This window comes from Kribbella pittospori, assembly GCF_004331465.1.
GTDB lineage: Bacteria > Actinomycetota > Actinomycetes > Propionibacteriales > Kribbellaceae > Kribbella > Kribbella pittospori.
Genome location: NZ_SJKB01000011.1, coordinates 186,486 through 212,709 on the forward strand (window position 1 = coordinate 186,486; position 26,224 = coordinate 212,709).

Consider the following 26,224-nt stretch of genomic DNA (forward strand, 5'->3'; position numbering starts at 1 on the left):
CACCGACAGGAAGGCGGGTTACTGGCGCTGCGTGGTCGAGTGGGGGAAGACCCGGTCGAGAATGAGGATCGTGGCGGCCGCGATCAGCGCCAGGAGGGAAATGCCCAGCCAGGGGAGCTCGTGCTGCATCTCGAAGAGCTGCGCGAAGAACGCCGGGACCAGGATGCTGGCGAAGGTGAAGGAGTACTGCCAGTAGGAGAGGTACTTCCCGTTCCCCACCACCGGCGCCACCGCTGCTGCCAGCGCGTTGCCGGTCGCTGCATGCAGTACGTCGCCGAACGCGAACACCGCTGTAGCCAGGATCAACCCCGGCACAACCAGTGCGGTCGGGACACGCAGCAGTGAGGCCATCAGCACGCCCCACACCGCCCACGCCAGACCGGCAACGATGATCACGTTGGTACGGCGGCGCTTCTCGGTGTGCCGCACCACCAGGGTCTGCCCGGTCGCCAGTACGACGGACACCGCGGCCAGCAACACACCGATCAACCACTTGGGTGCCGGCAACGCTTCAGCGACGTACACCGGTAGTCCGACGCCCAGCAGCATCGTGCAGAGGGCCAGCAGCGTGTTGGCACCGATCAGCACGAGGAACGCCTTGTCCTTGCGTAGCAGCGGCGCCGGACCGGTGTCCTGAACGGCGCGCTTGTGGTGAGCCGCGTTCAGGCGCAGCAGCAGGAAGCCGGCCAGGTAGAACGTCACCGCGTTGACCGCCATGGCGATCAGGAACGGCGCATCGCCGCCTATGGCCAGCAGCGCACCGGCAGTCAGTGCGCCGAGGCCGAAGCCGGCGGCCTGCATCATGCCCCCGAGTCCGAACCACCTGTCTCGGTCGCCCTCGTCGGCGACATCAGCGAGCAGGCTGAAGATCGCGGACCAGAACACTCGCTGGCCGCTGGTCGTCAGCAGTGCGCACAGGAACACCAGCCAGACCGACCGGCCGAAGAAGAATCCGGTGAACGCGAGGCCCTGGGCGAACTGTGCGATGACCACCAGGTTGCGCGGCCCGACCTTGTCGATCACCACAGCCACTGCGGCCGGTGCCGCGATGGAGAACAGCGTCGCAACGGTCAGTAGCACTCCCGCTGTCCCGAGTGGGATGTCGACGACCCGGACGAAGAACAGCAGTAGCAGTGGTCCGGCGCAGCCGCCGCCGAACGAGTCGATCGCCAGCCCGGCGAGCAGCGGTACGCGGCCGCGGACGTTCGGGAGGCCGAGGGACGTAGCTGTAGGCATGACAGAGTGCTCCGATCGCATCGACTCGGCCCACTCGCAGCGCTGGCTACGAGACCACTCCACCAGGGGCGTTCCCTGACTACAGTTGGGGCTCTCGGCCGAAAACAGTAGCAAACGGTTGCCGGGTGCCTCCAGACGTTTTCGCTGGGCTTTCAGTCCGCTGCGACCACCCGTCGTACGGACACATGCCGTAGCGGACGCCACGCGACAGCCGTCATCAGCACCATCGCCACGAAGGCAGTGGCGAACGGCGCGGCCAGTCCGAACCGCTGCGCGAGTACGCCGCCCAGCGCGGAGCCGATCGCAGCACCACCGACCGACGCCAGCAGGTACACGCTGTTGACCCGGCCCATCAGCGGCTCCGGCGTCGCCAACTGGCGCGCAGTCGTCGAGACGATGCCCCACACCACCGCGTGCACGCCGAACACCGCCATAGTCCCGCCTACCACCCACGGGCTCCGGGTGAGCGCCAGGATGAGGTGGACCGTTGTCTCGATGACCAGTCCGGCCCGCAGCAGGGTCAGTGAGCCGACCCGCGGTTCGAGCACGTGGTACACCGGCATACCGAGTACGCCGCCGATCGCGCCGACCGACACCAGCAGGCCGAACTGCGTCTCGGTGAGTCCCAGCCGCTCCCGCGCGTACAGCACCCAGGTCGCGAACGCGGCGCAGAAGGTGATGTTCATGACCAGGATCGAGCATGCCAGCGTCCGCACGCCCGCGTGCTGCCACAGCCAGCGGACTCCGACGCGCACTTCGGCCCAGAGCGCCGTACCTGCGGACTCGGCCGGCAGCGGACGTACGGCGACTCGCGCGATCAGGGCGGCCGCGGCGCCGAAGGTGACGGCGTTGAACACGAGCGGTACTCCGGCCCCGACCGCGAACAGCAACGCGCCAAGCGGCGGACCGCCGAGCTGCTGCAGCACTGTGCCACTGGCGAACAGACGCGCATTCGCCTTGCCCAGATGGTCCTTCGGTACGGCGTCCACGAGCAGCGCACCGGATGCGTTGTCGGCGAGCGTCTCCGCCGTACCGAGGAGGAAGAGGGCGACGTAGATCGCCCACAGGGGTGCATGGCCGAGCAGTACGGCGGCACCGAGAGCGCCGATGACGATCGCGCGAAAGGTGTCAGCGGCAACGATCATCAGCCGGCGGTCGAGCCGGTCGACGAGGGCGCCGCTGAACAGTGCGAACAGCAGCCAGGGCAACTGCTGGATGAACGCGGCCGCACCGACCGCGGCCGGCTCGGTGGTGATCGAGGCGACCAGCAGCGGGCCGGCGGCGAGCATGGCGCCGTCGCCGAGGTTCGAGATGATCGCGGCCGGCCAGATCTTGCGGAAGTCGGATCCGAGCTCGGACGGCAGCAGGAACGTACGGAGGGAAGGCATACGAGAGCTCCAGAGGGCATGACGGAACAACCGGAACGACCGACGTCACTCCGACGCCGGCAACCGGCCCGGTCAGCGGCAGATCAGCGCGCCGACCGGACGGTGCGTGCCATGTCCTCGATCGACCGAGACATTGCCCTCACCTCCGTCCGTACCCCAGGCGGCCCGTCCGCCTCTGCCGAGACCCTACCGGCCCACCCCCGCCTCCGCACGCGCATTGCTATCCTCACGATCGGCGACCACGTCGCCTGGAGGGTTCGCATAGTGGCCGAGTGCGCTGGTCTTGAAAACCGGTATGGCGGGTGACCGTCATCGTGGGTTCGAATCCCACACCCTCCGCCAACAGACCGATGGAATCGCCGTACGGCCATTCGGGCCCTGTACGGGCCTGCAACCTCTGTCTTCTGCTGTCAGACGAACGAGCAGTCAGCATCGGTCAGCTTGCGGGCCTCAGCAGGGTTTCGATTTCGGTCATCTGATCGGGCGTGAGCGGGCCGTGCGCCAGGGCGCCGGCGTTGTCCTCGACCTGTGCCACGGTCTTGAAGCCCGGAATGGGAATGGTGCAGTCGCTGCGCGCCCAGATCCAGGCGAGCGAGCCCTGCGCGAGCGATCGGCCGTCACTGCGCAGGATCTCGCGTACGGCATCGAGTTTCGCGAGCGAGTCGGGGTTCGGCCTGCCGTCGACGAAGTGCCGCATCCAGTCGAAGTTCCGTGAGCGCAGGTCGTCGTCGGGCAAGCGCGAGTCGGCCGTGAACTTCCCCGTTAGCAGACCTCGCGCCAGCGGGCCACGGTTGACACTTGCCAGGTCGTGCGTCTCGCAGCTTGCCACCATGTCAGGGGCATCCTGCAGCAGGTTCATGTCGTGCTGGATCGCCGCGCAATTGTCCCCGCCCGAGAAGAGCTCGGCCTGCACGACGTCGTCCGTGCTCCATCCGTACGCCCGGATCTTGCCTGCCTCGACCAGCTCCTCGAGCATGCCACGGATCGCCAGGGTCTCCGTGTCGGAGTCGGTGCCGCAATGCAGCTGGTACAGGTCGATGTAGTCGGTGTCCAGCCTCCGCAGGGACGCCTCGCACGCCCGGCGGATGTAATCAGGTGAGGTGTCGGTGCCGGCCAGCGTACGCTGCGTCTCGTTGTAAAGGTGGCCGAACTTCGTCGCGATGACCACCCGATCCCGCCGGCCGGCGACGGCGCGCCCGAGAACACGTTCACTGTGCCCGGCACCGTATGCATCCGCGGTGTCGAAGAACGTCACGCCCAACTCGAGGGCGCGATGTATGGCGCTGATCGACTCGTCGTCGTCAACCTCGCCCCACGAGACCGGTTTCCCGTCTCGTGTGATCGGCCCGCCGATGGACCAGGCTCCCAGGCCGACGGCGCTGACCTGAATTCCAGAGCGTCCAAGAGGTCTCCGCTTCATACCGGCGAACCTTAGGACTTGGAGCGCACTCTAGGTCAAGCTCCGAAGACCTTCTGACCTGGGTCACCACCGCCTAGGCCGACGCCAGGTAGCGGGCAAGGGAGCGAACAACGTTCTGCAGATGGCGCTCGAAGAGGCTGTGATCCCCGTCGTGCAGGAATGCGGCCTGCTCTGTCCACACGATCGTCGTTCCCGGTGGGGTTGGCATGAACTGGATGGTGGCTAGCGCTGCGACCGCTCGGGTGTCGTTGACTCGGACGTCGTACGCGTAGACGATGCGCTCGTCGGCTACAACGTCCAGGTACCGAGCCTCGATTGTGTGGACCTCGCCGTCGGGTGGGCCGCCACAGAAGATCTCGTGTCCGCCCACGCGAAGATCCAGCTCATAGCGCGGACTCCAGTCAGCCGGGCCCAACGACCACGCTGCCTTCGCCTTCGGATCCGCGAACGCCCTGAACACCTGAGCCGGACGTACCTCGAGTACGTGTCGAACGGTGAATGTCTGATGAGCAGTCATACGTGTAGAGACGGAAGAGGGTCCGAGAACTCATCGGGGCGGACAGGGCGGCGGAGTCGGAGCGTTTGACAGGTTCAGTGAAGATAGCCGTCGCACTTCACCTCGTGGCGGCTGCACCAACCTGTCTGTCAAGGTGGCGGTGTGGCGGAGCAGCAGCTCGATGGCGGGATTGCGAACGCGGGTCGGGTCGTCCGTGTCGGTCCGCATGTGCTTCGTCCGTCGAGTCCGCACTCGGGTTCGATTCACGCCTTCCTGCGGGCGGTGAGAAGCGCGGGATTTGAGGGTGCCCCGATACCTGTCGGCATCGACGAGGACGGACGCGAGCGTCTCGTGTTCATCGATGGCGAGGTCCCCGTGGCGCCCTATCCGGAGTGGAGCCAGTCCGACACCGCGCTGGCGTCCATCGCCAGGCTGCTACGCGGGCTGCACGACGCCGCCCGCCGGTTCGACCCTGAGGGTTTCACCTGGAACGACAGTCTGGCTGACCCTGCGGGCGGGACGCTCGTGTGCCACAACGACGTGGAGCCCTCGAACGTCGTCTTCCGTGACGGCATCGCCGTTGCGCTGATCGACTTCGAGTTTGCCGCCCCGGGCCGCGCTATCTACGACGTCGCCCAGCTCGCCCGCCTCTGCGTACCGATCGAGGACGACTTCGACCAGGACCGGATCGGCTGGCGGCCCGCCGACCGGCCGGCGCGGTTACGACTCGTCGCCGACGCCTACGGACTGGACCGGGGCGGCCGGGCAGAGCTGCTCACCGCCATGAACGATGCCCTCGCCCGCATCGAAGCAGCTGCGCGGCGCAGCATCGACGAGGGCGGCCCGAACACCGTCGCGACGCTGCACCGGACGGGAGGCATCGAGAAGTACGACCGCCGGCGCCGCTGGTGGACCGCCCACTACGACCAGTTCGCCACAGCCCTCCTCTAACGCGCACCCGCTTGACCCGCTGGCACAGCCCGCGACCCGACGAAGCCGGCCGACCAAGCACGCAAGACCAGGTGACAGGCTCATCGCCGCGATCGTCGACCGTACAGGCCCCGACCACCGCCGGAACGGCGCTCACCCGCTTCCACGTCCTCGGATGCTGGCGACACCGCCTACGCCGTTCCACCGGAGCACCATCCCGACACCCCACGATGCTGTTCAGCCGCCTGCACACGCGCGATGCCAGCAGCTGTCTCCCCGGCTATTCGACGTCCTGGCAAACGGCAACGGGCCGGCGCCACGAGCATCAGGTCCCAGTGCCGGATCGCCGACCACTCGGAGGACGACGAGGCGATGCTCGCCAAGGCGTTGCCCGCACCAAGCTGTGGTTCGAGACGGACGACGACACTTACGCGCGGCAGGGGTCACGATCGTCGAGCTCGGGCACCGGCGTGGGCGGCTAGGTCTGATCGTGAAGTTGGCAACCATGCGTACGTGCGGGCAACGACCTGCCCGTTGTTGACGCGTGGAATGCTGAGGAGACCGCGCACATGCGGGCGGTCAACGCCCTACTCGGCTTCGAGTCGATGGGCGGCTGGGTGGTCTTGCAACTGCCGGTTGAGGGCAGAAAAAAGGAAGGTGAGCAGGTGCTCCCTTCCATTTACAACTTATAACGGAGACCGGGGCTTGCCGCAAGCCCCGGGTGATGCTTCACAATCGTCGGCCGTGGCCATCAATCCTTCGGACCTTCGAGGTGAAGAAACCCTGTCCACCAGTGCGTTCGACCTTCCCGAGAACCTCACTGCCAAAGCCGAACCGGCGCTGATCGCCGGTGACGACAAGCATTTCGCGGCCATTGCCGAGTCGCTCCAGCGGTCGATCGCCGAGCTGTCCGCCCGTCTCGACGAGACCCGGAAGGAGGCCGGCGGCATCGGTCAGGGCGCGATGGACCGCGACCTCGAGGTACACCGGCTGACCAGCCGGCTGCGAACCCTGCGTCGGTTCGGGCTGGACCTGTGCCTCGGTCACATCGTCAGCGCGGACGACCCCGAGCAGCCGGTGTACATCGGCCGGCTCGGCCTGACCGACAGCGACGGCCGCCGGCTGCTGATCGACTGGCGGTCCCCGGCCGCCGAGCCGTTCTTCGGAGCGACACACGGCAACCCGATGGGCCTGCTCAGCCGCCGCCGGTACCGCTGGACCCGCGGCCGGATCACCGACTACTGGGACGAGGTGTTCACGGCCGACGAGTTCGCCCGTCATGCCGCCGCGCTCGACGACCAGTCCGCATTCGTCGCCAGCCTGGGCAGCAGCCGGTCGCCCCGGATGCGCGACGTCCTCGGCACGATCCAGGCAGATCAGGACGCGATCATCCGGGCCGGCTCCCGGGGTGCGCTGATTGTCGGCGGCGGTCCGGGCACCGGGAAGACGGTCGTCGCACTGCACCGTTCGGCGTACCTGCTCTACTCGGATCCGCGGCTGGACCAGCGGCGCGGCGGCGTACTGTTCGTCGGTCCGCATCAGCCGTACCTGGCGTACGTCGGCGATGTGCTGCCGAGTCTGGGCGAGGACGGGGTGCAGACGTGCACGCTGCGGGACCTGGTTCCCGAGGGTGCTTCGGTTCCTGCTGAGGCCGATCCCGAGGTGGCCAGGCTGAAATCGTCCGCCGGCATGGTGAAGGCGATCGAGCCGGCCGTCGCCCTGTACGAGGAGGCGCCGACCAAGCCGATGACGGTCGTGACGCACTGGTCCGAGATCTATCTGAGTACGGCGAACTGGGCCGAGGCGTTCGGAGCCGCGGACCCCGGTACGCCGCACAACCTGGCGCGCGACGAGGTCTGGGACGAACTGCTCACGATCCTGATCGACAAGCACGAGGAGGAGTACGAGGACGACGACGTTTCCGAGGAGCTACTGCGCCGATCGCTGGAGCAGAACGAGGAGTTGCGGACGGCGTTCGACAAGGCCTGGCCGTTGATCGATCCGTACGACCTGGTCGGGGATCTGTGGTCGGTGCCGGCGTACCTGCGCAGGTGTGCGCCGTGGCTCTCGCCCGAGGAGGTCAGGCTGCTGCAGCGGTCCGACGTACAGGCGTGGACGGTGTCCGACCTGCCGCTGCTGGATGCCGCGCGGCAGCGGCTCGGTGATCCGGAGGCGTCCCGGCGGCGGCGTCGGCGGCAGGCCGCGGCGGCTGCTGAGCGGGAGCGGATGGATGGGGTTGTCGACAATCTGATCGAGGCCGGCGGCGACGAGTTCGGCGAGGGGCTGGTGTCGATGCTGCGCGGTGAGGACTTTCACGAAGCGCTCGTCGACGAGGCCGGGCTGTCGGCGGCCGATCCGGATCTGCTGGCCGGTCCGTTCGCGCATGTCGTGGTGGACGAGGCGCAGGAGCTGACCGATGCGGAGTGGCAGATGTTGTTGCTGCGCTGCCCGTCGCGCAGCTTCACGATCGTCGGGGACCGAGCGCAGGCCCGGCACGGCTTCACCGAGTCCTGGCAGGAGCGGCTCGAGCGGGTCGGACTCGATCAGATCAAGCTGGCGACGTTGACGGTCAACTATCGGACTCCGGATCAGGTCATGGCCGAAGCCGAGCCGGTGATCCGGGCCGCCCTGCCGGACGCGAATGTGCCGACGTCCATCCGCCACGGCGATCACCCGGTTGTCCACGGTCCGATCGCCGACCTCGGTGGGATCCTCGAGAGTTGGCTCGCCGGCCAGCACGATGGTGTCGCGTGCGTGATCACCGCGGACGGTACGACGCCTGCCGGGGTGCCGGTCGATGCACGGATCCGTTCACTGACACCGGTCCTCGCGAAGGGCCTGGAGTTCGACCTGGTCATCCTGATCGACCCGGAAACCTTCGGCGAGGGAATCGAAGGAGCCGTCGACCGGTACGTCGCAATGACCCGAGCAACCCAACAACTCATCATCCTGACCAGCTGAATCTCTGAATTGAGGAAGCAATTGCACAGCGCGATCTTGAACGTGACCTTTGACTGCGGTGACTCTGCTGCTCAGGCCGAGTTCTGGAGCGGCGTCACTCGCTGGCCGGCGACGTACGTCGACATGCCGGGCAACCCGTTCTGGGTGGTTGCCTCGGACAACGAAGCCGTCATGCGCCTTGTCTTTGTGCAGGTCCCCGAGCCAAAGACCGTCAAGAACCGAGTCCATCTCGACCTGCTGCCCCAGGGAGGGCCGCAGGACGAGGAACTCGCCAGACTGCAGTCCTTGGGCGCCACCATTGTCGACGATCGGCGTACCGCAACACCTGGCGGATGGGTCATGATGGCGGACCCTGAAGGCAACGAGTTCTGCCTGGAACAAGGCGACTGAGTGGTTAGGCTGCGGCGCGGACTTCCCGGAGGGCGTCGGCCCAGGTGATGACCTCGTCGAGGACGGCCTTCAGGTTTGCGTCCTGGTGGGCCTGCGGCTTGAACTCGCTGTAGGCGATGAAGTCCGTGGCCAGGCTCAGTGTCACCTGAGGGCCGACGTCCGCGATCCGCAGCTGGGCCATCACCTGGCGAAGCTGTTCGACCGCCCTCGCGCCTCCATCGGCTCCGTAGCTCACGAAGCCGGCAGCCTTGTGGTTCCACTCGGCGTACAGGAAATCCAGGGCGTTCTTGAGAGCGGCCGGGATGCCGTGGTTGTACTCCGCGGTGACGAAGACGAAACCGTCGAAGCGTTCGACGATCTCGGCCCAGCGGACGGTGTGTCGTTGCTGTCCGCGCCCCATCATGGGTACGCCGGCCTCGTCGAGCAGCGGAAGCTCGAGCATCTTCAGGTCGACCAACTCGAACTCGGCCCCGCCATGCTGCCGCGCCTGTTCGTACACCCACGCGGCGACGCCTTCGCCGAGACGGCCCGGGCGCGTGCTGCCGAGGATGATCGCGATCTTCGTCACTTGTCTGCCTTTCACGGGATTGACTCTGCAGTGGACACTAGTCGCCGGACCGAACACTCTCCATGTGAGAGAAGCTTCGAAAAATACGTGAGCGTCTTCACTTATGCTGGAAAACATGGACGTGTTGAGCCAGCTCGTCGCCGCGACGCGGATGGGCCGACCGAGATCGTTCGTCGTCGAGTGCCATCCGCCATGGGCCCGGCGGTACTCAGCTGTCCCCGGCGCCGGCCTCCACCTGATCCTCGAAGGCTCCGTGTACCTCGTCAGTCCGGGAGGTGCGATCACCTCGCTCGCGGTGGGCGACGTACTCCTGCTGCCGACCGGCTCCGACCACGTCCTCGCCGACGATCCGGCGCGGGAGGTCAGAGACCTGGTCGACGATTCATCAGGGCAGTACGACGACGGCGTGGTGGTCATCGGGCCGGATGGGCCGCGGTCGCCAGGCCCGCGTTCGGTCATGCTCTGCGGCGTCTACTTCTTCGACCAGGGGCGACGCCATCCCTTGCTCGGCAGGCTTCCCGACGTACTGCATCTGCCGGCACGTCTCGGACGCCAGGATGATCTCGGTGCCACCGTTTCCCTCCTCGCCGGTGAGTTGGCGGCTCGTCGACCAGGGAGTGACGCGGCTGTCTCTTCGCTGCTCGACCTCCTGTTCATCCAGATCCTGCGCACCTGGCACGCGGAACACCCGGATGTTGCCTGGAGCGCCGCTCTCGCGGACGTCTTCGTGGGCAAGGCCCTCAGCACGATGCACGACCAACCCGACAAGTCGTGGACGGTCGCGGATCTCGCGGATCTGGTCGGGCTGTCTCGTGCGGCGTTCGCCAAACGCTTCAAGCAGTTGGTCGGACAGTCGCCCGTCACCTACCTCACGTGGTGGCGTTTGACCGTCGCCGGCCAGTTGCTCCGCAGTACCGACCTCTTGCTTGCCCAGATCGCAGCTCGGGTCGGGTACGCGACTGAGTACGCCTTCGCCGCCGCCTTCAAACGCGAGTACGGCGTGACGCCCGGCGCCTACCGGAGGAAGTCCGCCTTGTGAGGTGGCTCACACGAGTCGTGCTTTTCGACCGCGGCCCGTGTTGGGGTCGAGGTGAGTGAAGGGATGCGGACGTGGATGTGGATGGTGTGGCACAGCGGCTCGGGTTCGGGGCGGCGGATCGTGCGTGGCTGCGGGGACTGCCGGTCGGCGAGGAGGTGCAGCTACCGGATGAGGCCGAGTCGCTGATGGAGTACTGCGGGGTGGCCGAGGCTGATCGTCGGGAGATGCTTGCGGCGCGGCCGGACCCGGCGCGCGATCCGGACTGGTGGGCAGTCGTGTCAGCCATGGCTGGTCAGCTCGACCAGGAGATGGGGCAGCCAGTCCCGTCGACCGGCTTCAAAGCGTGGCCGACGGTGCCCGCGTCTGCATCGCCGGTGGGGTTGTTCGCCGCTGCGTGGGCGTTGCTGGCCCATCTGCCGCGGCTGCTCGAGCTGCATGCGCTGCGGGGTGTTCCGGAGACGGTGAGCATCGCCACGGTCTCTGCGCTGGGAGGCGTGATGGCGACTCATCGTCAGATCACCGGTCGGGCCGGCGTGGGACTGATGTATCTGTGGGGACCGCCGCTGAGGTTCCGCGGTGCGGACTACGAGATCGGCCGCCACGATTTCACTCGGGTCCAGCTGGGCCTCGGAGACGGAGTCTCCGGTCATGTGCTGATGATGCACATCCCACCGATCGGTCCGCTCGACTCGCATGCTTCCGAGCGATCGGTCGCCACAGCCGCAGAGTCGTTCGCCCGCTGGTATCCGGAGGAGCCGTTGACGGCGTTCGTCTGTACGTCGTGGCTCCTCGACCCACAACTGGCCGAGTACCTCCGACCAGACTCCAACATCATCCGCTTCCAACAGCGCTTCAACCTCCTCCCGTTGGTGCCGCCCGACGATCCCACCGAAGGCGACCGCGAACTAATGCGCCTAGGTCTCCACCTACCGGTCCCCGACGGCCCCTTGAACGACGAAGCCCTGGCCCAAGTACCGCAAACCACGACCCTCCAACGCGCCTACGTAACCCACCTACGCTCCGGCCGCCACTGGCACAACCGCACCGGCATCCTCCGCTCGGGGCTGCAGTGGGGCTCGAATCCCCTTCTGTCCGAGCTGCAAGCCTGAGAGCTACTTCCAGCCCAGCAGCAGGTACAGAAGGCCTGCACTCAAGGCGGCGATCGTGCCGGTGACGGTCACGGCTATGGATTGGGTGACGAGGTACAGCGTGCCGGTCGCGCCGAGGACGCTCACCATGAGGTTCCGCATCGCCCGTTGACTGCGCTTGTTCTTCTTGTGCTTGGGCGACTTGCCTTCGTGGGGGACCTTGATGGCTTTGCTCATCGTTGGCTCCGTCCATTTGTCCTGATGCTGTGCAGGCATCAAATGAATGGATCGGCGGTGCGCTGTCGGGCGGTGGCAGACTGACCGTCGTCACATGCGATCAAGCCGCCGATCAGGCGAGCCGTGTCGCGGATCTCGATGTATGACGACCCCTCGGTTGGGACGAGTGGCGCGGCCACGGATAAACGTGTCCATAGCCATCGTAATCCACTAACTCATTACATGGATTGATCGTACATATTCTTCGGTGTTCTTTCGGTGGTCACCGATGGTCATCCTCTTGTCTCGGGTGGTCACCTGTGGTCGGCTATGACCAGGGGAAAGATGTTCGGGGTGCTGGGGTGGGGGATTGAGGCGAACAGAGGATCCGTCGACATCGCTCGAGGACGCGCTGCGATGGCTTGCGACTCATAGCGAAGATCGGCCGCTTCATCTGCTGAGGTATGCGATCGAGAGCAGGCACAGCGAACCGGGGCACGCTCTACATTTGTTGGTGCTGCCAACGGAGGCCATGAAGGACGCGACCAGCCTGACGCGCGCGGAGGTGGTCTGGGGTCTGATCGTCAGCGAGGCCCGGCAGGTTGGATCGAGTGCGAACGCGAAGGAAAGGAACGCGCTCCTTGCGGCGTTCAGGTTGCCTCGCCGTGCCGAGATCCGCGAGCCGTGGGCGGCAACGCTGGGCGCCCGCTTCGGTCAACTCAAAGCGCTGAAGGAGGTCTTCACCCATCAGGACTCTTTGACACCGATGACCAGGGCATGGACGCGTGGTCTGAGGATTCTCGTCCCTCGGGTCGCCAACGGTTTGGCCGCTCTGTCCGACGGGAGTGCGGATTGGGGTGGGTACGTCGAGCTGGCGCGAACGGTCGAGGACGAGGTGCTCAGGCGTGAGTACCCGAATCTCGATCCGGAGGACTCGGCGATCGGATTCAAGGCTCCGACCGAAGGAGCTCAACCGGTCTTTCTCGAGCTGTTCGTCACCACCGTCTTCATGAAGCAGCGAGCCGCCTACCGTCGCATCACTGAGCGATTGATCACCGCTCAGGCCGACAATCTGGACGGCTACACCGCGGCCGCGCTGGTCGGGTGGACCGGCGACCAGGCGGCGATCCCGGTCAACGCTCTGTGGGGATGCCGGGCCGAGCGGATTGCGTCGCCACCCGGAGAGCCTGCTCTCACGAAGCTCGCGTTCCCACGCCCGCTGATGCGAGACGAGCGGCATTTCTTCTCATCCGAGGCGTTCGAGGCGGATCTGCACGAAGAGCGACGCTGGATCAACGTCGAAATCGATCACCATGGCATCGCTCCCGGCCGGCTGCTGCACGGCGAGATTCCGGTCAGCGGTCTGACCATACGAGTGCGGTTCGACCCGGGGTGCCTCCCGGTGGCTTGCTGGTGGTACGCCGAGCAAACCGAGCGGCAGCGACGTGTCCGTCCCGCCGAAGGTGATCCTCGGTTGCTGCCGATCATCGATGGAAGCGTCCAGCACACCTTCAGGCAACGCTGCCACCCCCGGGAGAACTACGGAGTATCCATCGCCTGGTTCGACGACCTCGCGCACTAGACGGCGCTGACCTCACCGCGTTGCGGTCAGCTTCGTGTCGTGGGGCCGAGGGGCATTCCCTATCAGCAGTGAAGGCATCGTCGCCTTCTCCGCGAGAAGCCACGGCGTGTTGGTCACGCGCTGTGCTCAATGGACGGGTCTAGTGTGGCCTTCATCACATTAGATAGGAGATTCGGATGTCCGGTGGAGATGGAGACGGCAGTGGCTCTGGTGGCGGAAACAGCGGCAACTAGAAGCATCTGAGTCTCAGCAAAACCGCACTGTTGACCAGTGCGGTTTTTGCATTTGCGGCGGTGATCTCGGCTTGAGGCGCAGCGGTGCGCCGACGAGCCAATGGCATGTCAATGTGGCTGCATGGCGGCGGCTGAGCGGGCGTTGGAGTACGTCGGGGGATTGTCGGTGGGCGGCGCGGTCGACCCGGGGTTGCGGGTGACTTTGAACTTTCAGTCTGGGGTTCGGGTGGTGGAAGGGCTCGTGAGGGATGGGGTTTATGGGTCGCAGTTTGTGACGGGGACTAGTAATGGTGGGTTGACTGCGCATCGGGGTGGGGATCGGTGGCGGTGGGAGAGTCGGATGTTTGGTGGGGTGTATGACGAGGCCGCGGCGTGTGAGCGGCCGGTGTATGGGGCGTTGAACTTTCGGCGGAAGGCGGTCGGGGGTGCGCCGCGGTTCGGGTCGGCGCATTTGCGGTTGCGGGCGGAGGCTGTGGCTCGGTCGACGTTCTGCTATCCCGACAGTTGCTTCGAGCCGGAGCACTTCGGGGTGGCGGAGCGGATGGGACTGATCGCACTGGCCGAGGCGGCCGACTGCGACGTATTGGACGACCACATCGAGGCGCAGGTGCATGGACCGGTGCGGCTGGACCGGGATGTTGAAGCGCTCGTGTTGGATCCGAGCTACCGCGGGACTGCGGTCGAGTCGGCGGCCAATCGGCTCGCATGTCCGGTGGAGTGGCACTCCGGCTTTCGGTTGAGCGTGGACGAGCTCAGACAACATCCGGAGTACCGCGGACCGCGGTACGTCGAGCTGGGCGCGCGGATCGCGGTGGACGGCGTGCTGACACCACGGGTGATCGGTGACGCAGCCGGTGAGTACGACGCGCAGGATCTGAAGCGGGTGTGGCACTGCGTGGCGCGGTTCGGACTGGATGGCTGACATGGTGGGGGCATGGAGCTGAGGATTCCCGTTGTGGGTGGCGAGGTTTGGGCGGAGCATTTGGCGGGGGACGGGGTGGCGGTGGTGTTGCTGCATCCTGGGATCGGGGACTCGCGGGTGTGGGATCCGGTGATGGCGGAGGTGACTGCGCGGCATCGGGTGGTGCGGTACGACGTGCGTGGGTACGGGCGATCGGACGCACCGACCAGTGGGTACTCGCGGCTCGAGGATCTGGTGGCGGTGCTGGATCAGTTGCAGCTCGAGCGGGTGGTGCTGGTCGGGTGCTCGATGGGTGGCGGTACGGCGCTGAGCCTCGCGCTGGCGGATCCCGGGCGGGTGCAGGGGCTGGTGCTGCTCTGTCCGGGGGTGCCAGGGTTCCCGATGCCTGACGAGCCCGAGGTGGACGCGGAGTACGAGGCGCTCGTCGCGGCCGACGACATCGAAGGCCTCGTGCGGTTCGGACTGAGGATCGGGGCCGCGGCCGGCCATGACGACGCGGCGGTTGCTCAGCTGCGGGCAGCCGTCCCGGGCTGGCTGTCGCAAGACAAGTACCTTCGACCGGATCCGCCGGTCTATGAGAGGTTGCACGAGGTGCGACAGCCGACCGTCGTGATGGTGGGCGACAAGGACCAACCGATCCTGGCCGCGGTTGCGGGTGCGACGGCGGCCCGGATCCAGGACGCAGAGTTCATCTGGATGCCCGGCGTCGACCACCTCCCGAGCCTCCGGGACCCTGCCCTCGTGGCCGAGACGATCCTCAGAGTGGCCGGCCGTTAGCGAGTTCCCACGACGTCCTCGTGATGGCGAACTGGCGATAGAACGACGGGGCGCCGAGGAAGGGTTCGTCGTGGCCGCGACCGGTCTCGGTCATGCCGAGGGCGGTGAGGATACGGATCGAGGGCCGGTTCGCATCCACGGCCTCGGCCCAGATCTCCTGGAGGTCCAGTGCGTTGAAGCCGTGCACGAGGCCGAGGCGGGCGACGGTGGTGCCAAGTCCCTGGCCCCAGCGGGCGGACGGGCCGACGACGTACCCCAGTTCACGCCGCTGCGGCTCCTCGCCATGGAGGTCGACGTAGCCGACCAACTCGTCGCCGGCGACTGCCGCGAGACGCAGGAGGTCGGACGGCGGTCGGGTGACCAGCTTGTGCCAGTGGGCCTCGTGGTCGGGCAGCGGGAGGTCGACGGTCCAGCCGGCGTGCTCGCAGAACCGCCGGTCCTGTCCCCAGAGTGCGTACGTCGACACATCGGACTGGACCAGCGGACGCAGAGACACGGCAGGCTCCATGCCACGAGCCTAGGCACGCGCTGGATACGACAGGTGCTGGTGGATCACCCGCCAGCCCTCGGCGGTCTTCCGGAAGACGCGGGTCGCCCGGGACGTCGTCTCGACGTGGTCGGCCGTGACGTGATCGATCGACCAGGCGACAGCCAGGTTGCCGCCCACTGCCAAGCCGAAGTCAGGCACCACAAAGCTGATCGGGTTCGGGCTGGAGTCGAGACCCGCCGAGCACACTGAGCGGACGGCAGCCTTGCCGCTGTAGTTGCCGTCGATCTCATACGACACGACGTCCTCGGCGACCGGCTCCATCAACGCGTCCAAGTCACCAGCGGCCGTGCCAACAGACCAGCCGTCCAGCACACCGCGGATCTCGTCCGAGGCGACAGCCGGCGGTACGTCGTCGTGCGGGAACGAGTGGTGCTCGTGCGTCACGACCCACCGGCCGTCCTGCTTCCGCAGACCGATCGTCAGTCGGAGCCGCAATTCGGGCTGAGCCTCCAACTCGGCCGCAGTACCGCACCGCAGCAAGGCGAAGGCGAACGCGACATCCGCCCCCGCCGTCACCTCCAGCGACTCCAGCGCGAACGACGCCCCCGCCCGTTGCCACTCGAAGAACCCGGGCCAGGTCTCGCGATACGCGTCCATCCCGCGCACCCCGTCGTACGGCGGCGGTACGTCGTACATCACGATGTCGGCAGCGTGGTCGGCCAGGACCGTGTCCAGGTCGCCGGCGTGCACCCCGGTGGCCCAGTTCTCGATCAGCGTGCGGATCTCCTGCTCGTCGGTCATCTCTCGTCCGTCCTTCCGAAGGAACTTTCACCGCCTACAACCCGGCGAACGACGGAAACTCATCGCGACAGCGACGACGGCAGCCCGAACGACGGGAAATCCGCCTCCAGGAACGAGACGACCTCGACGATCTCCGGCCCACGCAGCACGAGTACGTCGAGCCCTCCCGGCACGAAGCGCGACCCGTCCCACCGGTACGTCCCGAATGCGAGCTGCCCGTTCGCCCGCGCCGGAAGGAAGCGCCACTCCTTCCGCAGCGGCCCGTCGACCAGGAAGGAGCGGATCGCAACCCGGCCCGAGAACCACTCCGGCAGCGGCGGCATCGAGTACTTCGCGTCCTCCGCCAGCATCGCCACGATCGTGTCGACGTCGCCCGCCTCCCACGCGGCCATGTACCGGCGTACCAAGTCACGCTCCGCCTCAGCCAACGCCGACTGTTGACGAGGTACTGAGCTCACGACGGCCCGAGCCCGTTGCAGCGCACTGTTGACCGCGGCAACCGACGTCTCCAGCAGCTCGGCCACTTCACGAGCAGCAAACGCCAGTACGTCGCGCAACAGCAGTACTGCCCGTTGCAGCGCAGACAGGTGCTGCAGAGACGCCACGAACGCCAGTTCCACGGATTCCAGTGCCAGCACGCGCGCCTCCGGACTCAGCGAGGCGGTCCACGCCAGCCGGCTCTCCGGATAAGGCTCCAGCCATGGCACGTCCCCGACTGGAAGTTCCTGGCGCCCACGCCGCTCGATCAGCGTCAGACAGCGGTTCGTGGCGATCTTGTAGAGCCACGGCCGGATCGATCCGCGGTCGTCGTACCCGCTCAGACCGGTCCACGCCCGCAGCAGCGTCTCCTGGACGGCGTCCTCCGCGTCGGCGTCGGACCCGAGCATCCGGTAGCAGTGCGCATGCAGCTCCCCACGCCACGGCCCCACCAGCTGTCCGAAGGCGTCCTGATCACCGGCACGTGCCGCGTCCAAGAGCTCATGCATCACCTGCACGCTAGCGTCCAGCGCTCCAACGTGTCAGCGGTCTTCCCACTGTCCACGGCCTCGCGACACCGCTGCAGACAATCGGCCAACTGCTCCAGCAGCAGACCGGTCCCCAGCTCCAGGGTGACCAGCGCCGCAGCAGCATTCAGCAGTACGACGTCCCGCACCGGACCGGACTCACCGTCGACGAGCCCCCGCAGTACCCGGGCGTTGAACGCAGCGTCACCACCACGCAGCTCAGCCAACGACGACGGTCTCAACCCGAGCGACCGCGGATCGAACACCACCTCCGACGCCGTCCCACCGGACACCACCCACACGCGGGAGTACCCGGTAGTTGTCAGCTTGTCGAGTCCGTCATCGCCGCGAGCGACCAGCGCCGTTTTTCCTTGCTGTGCAAGGGCTTGAGCGATCACCGGCAGCATCTGCGGGTTCGCCACTCCGACCAGTGCGTGCTGCGGGTCCGCCGGGTTCAGCAGCGGTGCCAGGACGTTGAACGCCGTGGGCACTGCGAGCTCACGTCGTACCACCGCCACATGCCGCAAGGCCGGATTGAACCGAGGCGCGAAGAGATAGGTCAGTCCGGCCTCTGCCGCTATCCGAGCGGCGTCCACCGCGGACAGGTCGAGCGTGACGCCCAGATGTTCGACCAGATCGGCCGAGCCGCCCGCCGACGAGGACGCCGCCCGGCCACCGTGCTTGACCACGGTCACACCGGTCGACGCCGCGACCACAGCGGCCATTGTGGAGATGTTGACCACCCCGGTCCGGTCGCCACCGGTACCTACGATGTCCACGAAGGGTCCGCCGATCCGCACCGGCGTGGCGTGCGAGCGCAGTACCGTGGCCAGCCCCGTGATCTCGGCGGCGGTCTCGCCCTTGGCCCGCAGTGCGATCAGGAAGCCGGAGATCTGCGCCGGCGACGCGTCGCCCAGCACCAACTGGTCAATCGCCCAGCCGGTGTCCGCCGCGGTCAGGTCGGAGCCGGCCAGGAGGGCGGAGATGAGTCCGGACCAGGTCCGGAGCGTTGTTGTCATCGGCAATCCTCAGGGGTGCTGGGCCGCCCACGAGGACATGACAACGGCCGCCTCGCAGGAGACGGCCGGTGGGTTACGCGCGGAAGCAGCCGTCTAGTCGACGGCCCACCACATACCCGCGCGCAGGAACATGCCAGTGACGATAGTCAAGCAGTCATCCGGAGCGCAATCTCCCAGAGCCGCGCAGCGTTGTCCGGGTCCAGCGCGTACGGCGCGACACCACCGCCGAACCGCGGCGGAGCCTCCGAGACGACGACCGCCTCCTGACAGTCCTCGAAGTACCGCCCACCGACGCCCTGCAGCGTTGCGGCCAGCACAGAGGTCGCGGCACCCTGCTCCACGGTCTTCCGGCGTTCAGCAGGCGTCTGTAGGCCGCCGGTGTGCTGCTGCAGACCGGTGGCGATCGCGCCCGGATGGACCGCGTTGGCAGAGATACCTTCACCGGACCAGCGCCGCGTCGCCTCCACTGCGAGCAGGGCAGTCGCCGTCTTGGACTCGCCGTACGCGCCGATCGGTTGGTACGGCCGGAAGCGGTAGTCGAGGTCGTCGAACACCAGCGGTGCGAACAGATGCGCGTTCGAGCTCAGCGACACGATCCGCGCGCCGTCCGCGGCGGCCAGGGCACCGTGCAGTCCGACGGTGAGCGCGAAATGGCCGAGGAAATTGACCGCGAACTGCAGTTCGCGGCCTTCCGGCGTACGGGTCAGCGTGGGGACGGCCATGATGCCCGCGTTGTTGACGAGTATGTGCAACGGCCCTTCCCAGCCGGCCGCGAAGGCGCGGACCGAGTCGAGGTCGGCCAGGTCCAGTTGCGCGACCGAGCCGCCGATCGCCGCGGCGATCTCCTTGCCCTTGCTGACGTCCCGGACGCCGAGGACGACGTCGGCACCTGCAGCGCCGAGTGCCCGGGCGGTCTCGATGCCGAGACCGGAGGTGGCACCGGTGACGAGGGCGCGCCGGCCGGAGAGATCGACCCCGGCCAGTACGTCGGCCGCGGTGGAGTGAAATCCAAAAGCTGTCATGCCACCGACCATCACGCCTGCGCTGCAACGGATGAAGACCCCACCGACACTGGTAGTGGCAGGGACAGGATGAGCCCGCGAGCCACACGTACGCTGGCCAGGTGAGCAATCTCGGCGAGTTCCTCAAGGTACGCCGGGAAGGGCTGCGACCCGATGAGGTCGGACTGCCCGCCGGAAGCCGGCGCCGCGTGCCAGGTCTGCGGCGCGAGGAGGTCGCGTTGCTCGGCGGCATCAGCGTGGAGTACTACCTCCGCCTGGAGCAGGGCCGCGATCGGCATCCGTCGGACCAGGTGCTGGACAGCCTCGCGCGGGCGCTGCGACTCGACGAGGACGCGGAGCGCTACCTGAAGGAGCTCGCGCGTCCGGCCAAGCCGCGGAGACGGCGGGCAGCGCGACCTGAGCCGGTCAGTGCGGGCGTGCAGAGCCTGATCGACAGCTGGCCGACGACGCCCGCGCTGGTCCACGGCCGCTACCTGACCACGCTCGCGTCCAACCCCATTGCCGTTGCCCTGAGCCCCTTTTTCGCACCGGGTGTGAACACGCTGAGGGCCGCGTTCCTGGAGCCCGAGATGCGGGAGTTCTACCTCGACTGGGACGAGATGACCGCGAAGGCGGTCGCCTATCTGCGGTCGGTGATCGCGCCGGACCTGGACGATCCAGGGCTGCTGGAACTGGTCGGGGAGCTGTCCGTCCGCAGCGACCGGTTCCGCACGCTCTGGGCCAAGCAGGACGTGAAGCAGAAGACGAGCGGTCTGACCCGTCTCGCCCATCCACAGGTCGGTGAGCTCGAACTGCACTACGAGAAGCTCGCGCTGCCCGGTACGCCGGGGCACATGCTCGTCACGTACCACGCCGAGCCCGGCAGCCCGTCGTACGAGAAGCTCACGCTGTTGTCGGCGCTGGGTTAGGCGACGAGCTCCTGGGCGACGTTCCAGCCGCGGATGTGGTCGATGGTGAAGGTGGGAACCAAGGTGTCGTCGTCACCGATGCTGCGGTCGGGGAAGTCGAAGACGGCGAGCATGAGTTGCATCGGGTACGACGGAGCGCCCGCGCAGGTGCGGATCGGGGCGTCATCCACGTAGAAGTCGGCCTGGCCGGCGGTCCACTCGACGGCGTACGTGTGGAAGTCGCGCAGGTCGATCGGGAGCGGGACCGCCTCAAAGTCCTGCGGTACCGACGGGTCGCGGATGGTCTTCAGGCCCATGCCGACCGCGGTGGTTTCGCCGGGGACGACCGCATCGCCGAACACCTCCATCACGCAGATCTCCCCGCAGCGCTCCGGACTGTCCTCCAGCCCGACCATCCACAGCGACACCATCGAGCGCGCACTGATGTCGGCCCGTGCCCGGAGTTCGACGTACCCGCCGTTGGGTGTCCAGCCCCAGAACGGCGGTTGCTCCTCCTGGACGACCAGACCCTCGCGGTACGGCTGCTGCCCGACGGTGCTCCCCACCGGACCGGAGTAGTTGCCGGACTGGATCCCCGACACCCGCAGATCCGGCTTGTGGTCCCCCGGACACCAGAGTCCCTGGTCCGACGGGATGCTGAGGGTCAGACCGGAGTCACCCACGGTGTACGCCGCTGCCGACGCCGCGCGGGAGCTCCAGTGCGGCAGGTAGTACGGCGACCACACCGACTCATCCAGTGCGGCAGCGTCGAAGCGGTCCTCGAAGACCAGATCACCACGGGTCGTGGGCATGCCCCCATGATGGGTCCTCGGACCGTCTTGTCACATCATGGTGGCCCGATCCGTCAGATGAGGTGGACCGGGATGAGGGAGGCCCTGTGAACGACACCGACCAGCTGGCGCGGCAGTTCGAGCAGCACCGGGGACAGCTGCGAGCTGTCGCGTACCGGATGCTCGGTTCGCTCACGGAGGCCGAGGACGCCGTGCAGGAAGCGTGGCTGCGGCTGAACCGGTCGGACGTGAGTGAAGTGGGCAATCTGGCCGGGTGGCTGACCACAGTGGTGTCGCGGGTCTGCCTGGACATGCTGCGCAGCCGCAAGTCGCGGCGGGAGGACTCGCTGGACACGTTCGTGCCGGACCCGATCTCGATCCGTCAGGACAACGGTCCGAGCCCGGAGGACCAGGCCGTCCAGGCTGACGCGGTCGGTCTGGCGATGCTCGTGGTCCTGGAGACGCTGGCGCCGGCGGAGCGGCTGGCCTTCGTCCTGCACGACATGTTCGGGGTGAGCTTCGACGAGATCGCGCAGATCGTGGACAAGTCGCCGGCCGCGACGCGGCAGTTGGCCAGCCGGGCACGGCGCCGGGTCCAAGGCGCGCCGGCCGGCGACGGCGATCCGGGGCGTCAGCGGGAGATCGTCGACGCGTTCCTGGCCGCGTCGCGCGGTGGCGACTTCGAGGCCCTGCTCGAGCTGCTCGACCCGGACGTCGTACTGCGGGCCGACGCGGGCGCAGCGTCGGCGGAGTACGCCGGACCGGCGGTCTCGAAGCTGGTCCGCGGTGCACGCGCGGTGGTCGAGCAGGCGCTGCTGTTCACCCGAATGGCGCCTCACACCGAGCACGCCCTGATCAACGGGATGCCGGGGACCGTCACGGTCCTCAACGGCCGGGTGATGGGCGTCATGGACATCGTTGTCGCGAACGGCAAGATCACCGAGATCAACATCCTCGCCGACCTCGACCGGACGCAGCAGCTCAAGCTGTCGGCCTGACCAGGGACAACACGCGCTCCGCCTGGGCCTCCGCCGTACCGGGAGAGTTCCGGGCGGCGCTCGGCCCGCCGGGTCCGATGAGCGTCAGCCAGAACGCGGCCCACAGCGAGCGGGCGGCACGGAAGCGCTCCGGATCGACGGGAAAGCCTGACACCAACGCACTCCAGTCCGTGTCACGGCCCGACAGATGCTCGACGAGGTTGGCGAGCTCGAGCGTGAGGTCGCCGCGCCCGGCGTCCTCGAAGTCTACGATCCGGATCCGGGTTCCGTCCCAGAGGTAGTTCGCCAGGTTCGGATCGCCGTGGCCGACCACCGGATCGTGAACTGCGGTCAGTACCTCGATCGCGGTCTCGAGCCAGTCGGCGGCCGCCGTGGCCGCGTCCGCGATCACGCCGTCGCCTGCGCGCAGTACGGCGAGCGAGTGCGAGGTCCGGTCGATCACGGCCGGGACGCCGACGGACGGGAGGCCGCCAGGATCGATCGACCACAGCGCCCCGAGCGCCTCGCCAAGTGCCTCGAGCTGCTCAGGCGTGAGCGAGCCGCCGAGCGGCCGACCTGGGACGACCGACATCGAAACCCACGGCTGTGAGTCGGTCCCGCGCGCCAGCGGAGCCGGCACGAGGTCCGGGGCCTGGCGCGACAGCAAGGTGAGAGCGGCCCACTCACGACCGGGTTCGTCGCGGGACCAGGACGTGTAGTGCTTGGTGAGGACCGAGTCGTCGGCCTCGACTGTGTGTGTCATCGAAACAAGTTTGCTGGGGGTGTCGAATCCGGGACCGGTCCTTCGACGTGTCTGTAGAAGCTGATACGGCGAGGGAGTGGTTCGGATGTCGACGCAGGCGCTGGTGCCGGTTGCGAGTGATGTGGTGGCAGGGCTGCTGGGGGCCGGGTTCAACGGCGCCATCCGGCTGCCAGGCGAGGCGGAGTACGACGTACAGCGGAAGTCTGTCGTCCCGACCGTGGACTCGCGGCCGCTGGTGGTCGCCGAGGCCTACAGCCGAACCGACGTACAGGCGGCCGTGTGGACGGCGCGCGAGTACGGCGTACCCATCGCCGTGCAGGCCACCGGTCACGGGACGCGCGTACCCGCCGACGGCGGGATCCTCCTGAAGACGACGCAGATGACGACGGTCCTGGTCGACCCGGAGCGCCGGGTCGCCAAGGTTGCGCCGGGTGCGCGCTGGGGTGCGGTGCTGGACGCCGCCGGTCAGTTCGGGCTCGCACCGCTGTCCGGATCGCACCGCGACGTCGGCGTCACCGGCTACACGCTGGGCGGCGGGGTCGGTTGGCTGGCGCGCAAGTACGGCTTCGCGGCCGACAGCGTGATCCGCGCCGAGATCGTCACCGCGGACGGACGGTTCGTCACCGCCAGCGCCGAGCACCACCCCGACCTGTTCTGGGCGATCCGCGGCGGCACCGGCAACTTCGGCATCGTCACCTCGCTGGAGTTCCGGCTGTACCCGGTCCGCCAGGTCCACGCCGGCATCGTGTACTACGGCATCGACCGCGCGGCCGCCATCCTGCGCCGGTACCGCGACTGGACCGCCACCATCCCCAACGAACTGAGCACCGCCGTCGTCCTGACCCGCGTACCCGGCACCGAGCAGCGCGCCGTCGCGATCAAGGTGATGTACGCCGGTGACGCCGAACTGGCCGACCACCTGCTGAAGCCGCTGTTCGAGGTCGCCGGACCGCGACTGGCCGGCGAGCTACGCACCCTGGAGTACGGCGAGGCCGCGATGGGCGGTACGCCGGCCAAGCACCTGGACTTCCTGGACACGTTGACCGACGACGTGATCGAGGCGGTCACCGGCTTCGAGGACGAGGAAGCGCCGACCGTCGAGATCCGGCACTGGGGTGGCGCGATGGCTCACCCGGGTCCCGGCGCCGGACCGGTCGGTCACCGCGGAGCGTCGTACTCGCTGATCATCGATCGGGAGGTCCTGATCCCGACATCAGGCCGTACCTTCGTGAACTTCCTGGGCGACCCGGCCCGCGCGGACACGGCGTACGCGCCGGACGACCTGCGCCGGCTGCGCGAGGTCAAGCGGGCCTACGACCCGGCGAACTTCTTCCACCTGAACGCGAACATCCGGCCCTGAAACAGCGAACCGGTCCCCGGGAGGGCTGGGGACCGGTTCGCTCGAGACCGCTCGGGTCAGACTGTGCCCGAGTTGCCGTACACGCTCACGTGCACGTGGTCGTAGTGGTTCGCGGTGGTGCTGCCGCGATCCTCCATCGCGCGCCAGCCTTCGCTGCTGCGCTGGACCGTCCAGATGTGCTGCGACCAGATCAGCTGGCTGATGCCGAGCTTCTTGTAGTTCGCGTGCAGCCAGTCGGCGACCTCCTGGCCCTCCGACCCGCTGACCATGATGTCGAGCGCACGGCCACTGGAGTGCTCCGAACCGCTGTCGCCGGACCGCAGACCGCCGTACGACGAGATGTCCGGGAACTTGGCGCAGATCGCCCGGTGGACGCGGATCGCGTCCTGGGTCAGCCCGTCCTCGACCGACGAACCCGACTTGCAGGCGGCCTGGGAGATGGCACCCGCCGTGCTCGCCACCGGCTTCGTGGCGGACAGGTACTGCGCCTTGACCCAGCGGGACTTGCCGTCGCTGACGACCTCGGCCCAGATGCCGTCGACCTTGCCGGACACCGAGACCTTCGTGCCCTTCGGCAGCACGTCCAGCAGGACGCCGGTCAGCGGGAGCGACCAGAGGTTCACGTCGGTGGTGGTGTACTTCGAGCCGGTCACCTTCGGCGGCTCGGCGGTGCGGGTCTTCGTCGGCGACGGCTTGGGGATCGGCGCCTGCTTCTTCAGGTGCTTCGCCGTCGGGGCCGCCTTCGGCTTCGGAGCCGGAGTCGACGGGGTGACGTTCAGCGGGGGACGGAGAGCGTCCCGGCTGATGTCCGCGTCGCGCGCCAGCTGCAGGGACGAGCTGGCGATCGAGGTGTTCAGGTGGACTTGCTGACCAGGGAGCGCGGCCGCCGAACCGGTAGCCACCAGGGCCACTGCTGCGCCGGGAATCGCCACCTTCACGATGCCGGGCCGGATCACCTTCGGGCGCGGTTGGCGGTGCCGCGCCTGTCTATGCCGTCCTGCAGACACTTCTGGAACCCAATCTGCCGAGACCAAAACGTTATCGACCGGAGGAGTCAAGCACAGATCCCTGCAGGGTTCGCAATCGACCCACAGTTTTAACGCATTACGAACATCCGCCACGGGCGCTGAGCGTGATCTGCCCGCTATCCGGATGTGATCGTGCTGAGATCAAACGCTTGGTCCACACAAAGCGTCGGTCACGGCGCTTTTGAGTAACCCGCCATACCGCTCCGGTGACCATCCGCGGACCAGGACCAGCAGTTCGTACAACTCGACCGAGATGTACGTCCACAACACATCGGCGACCTCCTCGAGGGTGATCCCGTCGCGCAGCTCGCCGGTCTCGAGCAGATGGCGGCCGAGCATCGTCATCCCGGTCAGCCGCTCGTCCATCAGCGTCTGCCAGGTCTCGCGCAGGGTCTCGTCGCTGAGCCGGCCGTCCCGGATCACGATCTGCACCCGTGCCGACCGCTGCTGCCGGACGACGAGACCGTCGACGTACAGCGAGATCTTCCGGCGTACGTCGGGCTCGGCCTGGATGGCATGGGATTCGGGACGCTCGGCCATCGGCACCGGCTCGTCGTCGCCGGCGATGACGAAGTCGAAGACGGCCTTGGCCAGCACGGCTTTGGTGCCGAAGCCCTTGTAGATGCTCTCGGCCGAGACGCCGGCCCGCTTCGCCACCGCACTGATCGTGGTCGCCTGGAAACCGTCGGTCTCGAAGAGATCGCGCGCCGCGATCACGATGTCACGCCGGCGGCGCCGGGCACGCTCGCGCCGTCCGGTGGCGTCGTACTGCCTCTTGACTTCGGTCATTCCCGATCCCATGCTTTTGGGTACAGTTCCACTGTATCGAATTATTG

At 67.4% G+C, this 26,224-nt stretch carries 26 protein-coding genes and 1 tRNA gene; 12 read left to right on the plus strand and 15 right to left on the minus strand.

Translation table 11 applies throughout. The annotated features are described in order from the left end of the window. Window positions 1–18 precede the first annotated feature (18 nt). Together E0H73_RS31730 and E0H73_RS31735 are read right to left on the minus strand one after the other, a co-directional pair. On the minus strand, window positions 19–1,236 hold the full coding sequence (locus tag E0H73_RS31730; RefSeq protein WP_131362504.1) for an MFS transporter: 1,218 nt from the start codon (window positions 1,234–1,236) through the stop codon (window positions 19–21). A 152-nt stretch (window positions 1,237–1,388) separates the two neighbouring features. Further along, window positions 1,389–2,624: an MFS transporter gene (locus tag E0H73_RS31735; protein WP_131362506.1), complete on the minus strand. Its 1,236-nt coding sequence runs from the start codon at window positions 2,622–2,624 to the stop codon at window positions 1,389–1,391. A gap of 250 nt (window positions 2,625–2,874) precedes the next feature. Here E0H73_RS31735 and E0H73_RS31740 point away from each other — a divergent pair. After that, window positions 2,875–2,966 (plus strand) — tRNA-Ser (locus tag E0H73_RS31740). Between the two features lie 94 nt (window positions 2,967–3,060). On the opposite strand, the gene E0H73_RS31745 is transcribed toward E0H73_RS31740, so the two are convergent. Then, window positions 3,061–4,044, minus strand: coding sequence for an aldo/keto reductase (locus E0H73_RS31745; RefSeq protein ID WP_131362508.1), 984 nt, complete (start codon window positions 4,042–4,044; stop codon window positions 3,061–3,063). 73 nt (window positions 4,045–4,117) lie between these two features. Beyond that, window positions 4,118–4,561, minus strand: a complete 444-nt coding sequence (locus E0H73_RS31750; protein ID WP_131362510.1) for an SRPBCC domain-containing protein — start codon at window positions 4,559–4,561, stop codon at window positions 4,118–4,120. Window positions 4,562–4,702: 141 nt separating this feature from the next. On the opposite strand from E0H73_RS31750, the gene E0H73_RS31755 reads away from it, so the two are divergent. The 3 genes from E0H73_RS31755 (at window position 4,703) to E0H73_RS31765 (ending at window position 8,821) form a co-directional block, all read left to right on the plus strand. After that, the gene (locus E0H73_RS31755; RefSeq protein WP_165555898.1) at window positions 4,703–5,491 is read left to right on the plus strand and encodes a phosphotransferase; all 789 of its coding nucleotides are present in this window, start codon (window positions 4,703–4,705) and stop codon (window positions 5,489–5,491) included. 723 nt (window positions 5,492–6,214) lie between these two features. Next, entirely contained in the window at window positions 6,215–8,431 is a 2,217-nt protein-coding gene (gene helR, locus E0H73_RS31760) for an RNA polymerase recycling motor ATPase HelR (RefSeq protein WP_238164400.1), read from the plus strand. Window positions 8,432–8,473: 42 nt separating this feature from the next. Beyond that, on the plus strand, window positions 8,474–8,821 hold the full coding sequence (locus E0H73_RS31765) for a VOC family protein (protein WP_238164409.1): 348 nt from the start codon (window positions 8,474–8,476) through the stop codon (window positions 8,819–8,821). A 4-nt stretch (window positions 8,822–8,825) separates the two neighbouring features. Here E0H73_RS31765 and E0H73_RS31770 read toward each other — a convergent pair whose 3' ends face one another. Beyond that, entirely contained in the window at window positions 8,826–9,404 is a 579-nt protein-coding gene (locus E0H73_RS31770; protein ID WP_238164401.1) for an NADPH-dependent FMN reductase, read from the minus strand. Window positions 9,405–9,504: 100 nt separating this feature from the next. Between E0H73_RS31770 and E0H73_RS31775 the strand changes: the two genes are divergently transcribed. Next, window positions 9,505–10,428 carry an AraC family transcriptional regulator gene (locus tag E0H73_RS31775; protein ID WP_131362517.1) on the plus strand — a complete coding sequence of 308 codons (924 nt, stop codon included), beginning with the start codon at window positions 9,505–9,507 and terminating at the stop codon, window positions 10,426–10,428. A gap of 71 nt (window positions 10,429–10,499) precedes the next feature. Continuing rightward, the gene (locus tag E0H73_RS31780) at window positions 10,500–11,537 is read left to right on the plus strand and encodes an acyltransferase domain-containing protein (protein WP_131362519.1); all 1,038 of its coding nucleotides are present in this window, start codon (window positions 10,500–10,502) and stop codon (window positions 11,535–11,537) included. Window positions 11,538–11,540: 3 nt separating this feature from the next. Here the strand turns inward: E0H73_RS31780 and E0H73_RS31785 are convergent, their stop codons facing one another. After that, window positions 11,541–11,753: a hypothetical protein gene (locus tag E0H73_RS31785; RefSeq protein ID WP_131362521.1), complete on the minus strand. Its 213-nt coding sequence runs from the start codon at window positions 11,751–11,753 to the stop codon at window positions 11,541–11,543. Window positions 11,754–12,264: 511 nt separating this feature from the next. On the opposite strand from E0H73_RS31785, the gene E0H73_RS31790 reads away from it, so the two are divergent. The 3 genes from E0H73_RS31790 (at window position 12,265) to E0H73_RS31800 (ending at window position 15,246) form a co-directional block, all read left to right on the plus strand. After that, window positions 12,265–13,314 (plus strand): hypothetical protein, encoded by a 1,050-nt coding sequence (locus E0H73_RS31790; protein WP_202867649.1) that lies wholly within the window; start codon window positions 12,265–12,267, stop codon window positions 13,312–13,314. A 354-nt stretch (window positions 13,315–13,668) separates the two neighbouring features. Next, window positions 13,669–14,469, plus strand: a complete 801-nt coding sequence (locus E0H73_RS31795) for a DUF3626 domain-containing protein (protein WP_131362528.1) — start codon at window positions 13,669–13,671, stop codon at window positions 14,467–14,469. A gap of 12 nt (window positions 14,470–14,481) precedes the next feature. Continuing rightward, window positions 14,482–15,246 (plus strand): alpha/beta fold hydrolase, encoded by a 765-nt coding sequence (locus E0H73_RS31800; protein WP_131362530.1) that lies wholly within the window; start codon window positions 14,482–14,484, stop codon window positions 15,244–15,246. On the opposite strand, the gene E0H73_RS31805 is transcribed toward E0H73_RS31800, so the two are convergent. The 5 genes from E0H73_RS31805 to E0H73_RS31825 all read right to left on the minus strand — a co-directional run bounded on the left by E0H73_RS31805 (window position 15,227) and on the right by E0H73_RS31825 (window position 19,582). Next, window positions 15,227–15,754 (minus strand): GNAT family N-acetyltransferase, encoded by a 528-nt coding sequence (locus E0H73_RS31805; RefSeq protein ID WP_131362532.1) that lies wholly within the window; start codon window positions 15,752–15,754, stop codon window positions 15,227–15,229. The two genes, E0H73_RS31800 and E0H73_RS31805, sit on opposite strands and share 20 nt — an antisense overlap. Window positions 15,755–15,763: 9 nt before the next feature. Beyond that, complete coding sequence (locus E0H73_RS31810) at window positions 15,764–16,537, minus strand: YybH family protein (RefSeq protein ID WP_131362534.1); 774 nt, start codon at window positions 16,535–16,537, stop codon at window positions 15,764–15,766. A gap of 59 nt (window positions 16,538–16,596) precedes the next feature. Further along, window positions 16,597–17,523 (minus strand): sigma-70 family RNA polymerase sigma factor, encoded by a 927-nt coding sequence (locus E0H73_RS31815; RefSeq protein WP_131362536.1) that lies wholly within the window; start codon window positions 17,521–17,523, stop codon window positions 16,597–16,599. Beyond that, window positions 17,523–18,560 (minus strand): anthranilate phosphoribosyltransferase, encoded by a 1,038-nt coding sequence (gene trpD / locus E0H73_RS31820; protein ID WP_131362538.1) that lies wholly within the window; start codon window positions 18,558–18,560, stop codon window positions 17,523–17,525. Before trpD ends, E0H73_RS31815 begins: the two co-directional genes overlap by 1 nt. A gap of 146 nt (window positions 18,561–18,706) precedes the next feature. Further along, window positions 18,707–19,582, minus strand: a complete 876-nt coding sequence (locus E0H73_RS31825) for an SDR family NAD(P)-dependent oxidoreductase (protein ID WP_238164402.1) — start codon at window positions 19,580–19,582, stop codon at window positions 18,707–18,709. 101 nt (window positions 19,583–19,683) lie between these two features. On the opposite strand from E0H73_RS31825, the gene E0H73_RS31830 reads away from it, so the two are divergent. Next, entirely contained in the window at window positions 19,684–20,490 is an 807-nt protein-coding gene (locus tag E0H73_RS31830; RefSeq protein WP_131362542.1) for a helix-turn-helix domain-containing protein, read from the plus strand. Here E0H73_RS31830 and E0H73_RS31835 read toward each other — a convergent pair. Continuing rightward, the gene (locus E0H73_RS31835) at window positions 20,487–21,281 is read right to left on the minus strand and encodes a glycoside hydrolase family 16 protein (protein ID WP_131362544.1); all 795 of its coding nucleotides are present in this window, start codon (window positions 21,279–21,281) and stop codon (window positions 20,487–20,489) included. The two genes, E0H73_RS31830 and E0H73_RS31835, sit on opposite strands and share 4 nt — an antisense overlap. Window positions 21,282–21,367: 86 nt before the next feature. Between E0H73_RS31835 and E0H73_RS31840 the strand changes: the two genes are divergently transcribed. Next, window positions 21,368–22,258, plus strand: a complete 891-nt coding sequence (locus E0H73_RS31840; protein WP_131362545.1) for a sigma-70 family RNA polymerase sigma factor — start codon at window positions 21,368–21,370, stop codon at window positions 22,256–22,258. On the opposite strand, the gene E0H73_RS31845 is transcribed toward E0H73_RS31840, so the two are convergent. Continuing rightward, entirely contained in the window at window positions 22,242–23,000 is a 759-nt protein-coding gene (locus E0H73_RS31845; protein ID WP_165555899.1) for a phosphotransferase family protein, read from the minus strand. The two genes, E0H73_RS31840 and E0H73_RS31845, sit on opposite strands and share 17 nt — an antisense overlap. Window positions 23,001–23,085: 85 nt before the next feature. On the opposite strand from E0H73_RS31845, the gene E0H73_RS31850 reads away from it, so the two are divergent. Continuing rightward, window positions 23,086–24,360, plus strand: a complete 1,275-nt coding sequence (locus E0H73_RS31850) for an FAD-binding oxidoreductase (RefSeq protein WP_131362549.1) — start codon at window positions 23,086–23,088, stop codon at window positions 24,358–24,360. Window positions 24,361–24,416: 56 nt separating this feature from the next. Here the strand turns inward: E0H73_RS31850 and E0H73_RS31855 are convergent, their stop codons facing one another. Both E0H73_RS31855 and E0H73_RS31860 read right to left on the minus strand, forming a co-directional pair. Next, a complete protein-coding gene (locus E0H73_RS31855) occupies window positions 24,417–25,367 on the minus strand; it encodes a VldE C-terminal domain-containing protein (RefSeq protein ID WP_238164403.1) in 951 nt (316 codons plus the stop codon). A 162-nt stretch (window positions 25,368–25,529) separates the two neighbouring features. Then, window positions 25,530–26,177, minus strand: a complete 648-nt coding sequence (locus tag E0H73_RS31860; protein ID WP_131362551.1) for a TetR/AcrR family transcriptional regulator — start codon at window positions 26,175–26,177, stop codon at window positions 25,530–25,532. Window positions 26,178–26,224 lie beyond the last annotated feature (47 nt).

Coding starts and splice junctions, on each gene's coding strand:
- E0H73_RS31730 (WP_131362504.1), bottom strand. CDS start 1,236: ATGCCTACAGCTACGTCCCTCGGCCTCCCGAACGTCCGCGGCCGCGTA.
- E0H73_RS31735 (WP_131362506.1), bottom strand. CDS start 2,624: ATGCCTTCCCTCCGTACGTTCCTGCTGCCGTCCGAGCTCGGATCCGAC.
- E0H73_RS31745 (WP_131362508.1), bottom strand. CDS start 4,044: ATGAAGCGGAGACCTCTTGGACGCTCTGGAATTCAGGTCAGCGCCGTC.
- E0H73_RS31750 (WP_131362510.1), bottom strand. CDS start 4,561: ATGACTGCTCATCAGACATTCACCGTTCGACACGTACTCGAGGTACGT.
- E0H73_RS31775 (WP_131362517.1), top strand. CDS start 9,505: ATGGACGTGTTGAGCCAGCTCGTCGCCGCGACGCGGATGGGCCGACCG.
- E0H73_RS31785 (WP_131362521.1), bottom strand. CDS start 11,753: ATGAGCAAAGCCATCAAGGTCCCCCACGAAGGCAAGTCGCCCAAGCAC.
- E0H73_RS31790 (WP_202867649.1), top strand. CDS start 12,265: ATGAAGGACGCGACCAGCCTGACGCGCGCGGAGGTGGTCTGGGGTCTG.
- E0H73_RS31795 (WP_131362528.1), top strand. CDS start 13,669: ATGGCGGCGGCTGAGCGGGCGTTGGAGTACGTCGGGGGATTGTCGGTG.
- E0H73_RS31800 (WP_131362530.1), top strand. CDS start 14,482: ATGGAGCTGAGGATTCCCGTTGTGGGTGGCGAGGTTTGGGCGGAGCAT.
- E0H73_RS31805 (WP_131362532.1), bottom strand. CDS start 15,754: ATGGAGCCTGCCGTGTCTCTGCGTCCGCTGGTCCAGTCCGATGTGTCG.
- E0H73_RS31810 (WP_131362534.1), bottom strand. CDS start 16,537: ATGACCGACGAGCAGGAGATCCGCACGCTGATCGAGAACTGGGCCACC.
- E0H73_RS31815 (WP_131362536.1), bottom strand. CDS start 17,523: ATGCATGAGCTCTTGGACGCGGCACGTGCCGGTGATCAGGACGCCTTC.
- trpD (WP_131362538.1), bottom strand. CDS start 18,560: ATGACAACAACGCTCCGGACCTGGTCCGGACTCATCTCCGCCCTCCTG.
- E0H73_RS31825 (WP_238164402.1), bottom strand. CDS start 19,582: ATGACAGCTTTTGGATTTCACTCCACCGCGGCCGACGTACTGGCCGGG.
- E0H73_RS31835 (WP_131362544.1), bottom strand. CDS start 21,281: ATGCCCACGACCCGTGGTGATCTGGTCTTCGAGGACCGCTTCGACGCT.
- E0H73_RS31845 (WP_165555899.1), bottom strand. CDS start 23,000: ATGACACACACAGTCGAGGCCGACGACTCGGTCCTCACCAAGCACTAC.
- E0H73_RS31850 (WP_131362549.1), top strand. CDS start 23,086: ATGTCGACGCAGGCGCTGGTGCCGGTTGCGAGTGATGTGGTGGCAGGG.
- E0H73_RS31860 (WP_131362551.1), bottom strand. CDS start 26,177: ATGACCGAAGTCAAGAGGCAGTACGACGCCACCGGACGGCGCGAGCGT.